Origin of the sequence: Pseudomonas sp. MD330_10 (genome assembly GCF_042610415.1) — a bacterium.
Lineage (GTDB): Bacteria > Pseudomonadota > Gammaproteobacteria > Pseudomonadales > Pseudomonadaceae > Aquipseudomonas > Aquipseudomonas rhodesiae.
Map to the genome: position 1 here is coordinate 1 of NZ_JBHGZU010000181.1, position 233 is coordinate 233.

A 233-nucleotide genomic window follows, 5' to 3' on the forward strand; every position below is an offset into this window, starting at 1 on the left:
CCACGCAGGCACGAAAAACTGGGTATCACTCACGGCAATCGCCGCGCCGAAGGGTACGTGGAAGATGAATTCCCAGGCGTGCAGTTTGAACAGCTGGGGAATCCAACGGTCCTGGAGGTCGACGAAGCGGCCTACGGGGGTCAGGCCGAAGTCTACGATGTCGAAGTGGCGTGATTCGATGCCGACTTTTTCCGAGACCAGGCGCAGGTAGTCGGTGGTGCCTTTGTCTTCGA

Annotated in this window: 1 protein-coding gene; it reads right to left on the minus strand. The window is 58.8% G+C overall.

The window, feature by feature from the left end:
• Positions 1-233 (minus strand): glutathionylspermidine synthase family protein (locus tag ACFZPT_RS27120; RefSeq protein WP_379559191.1); only part of this gene is annotated, 233 nt, incomplete at both ends.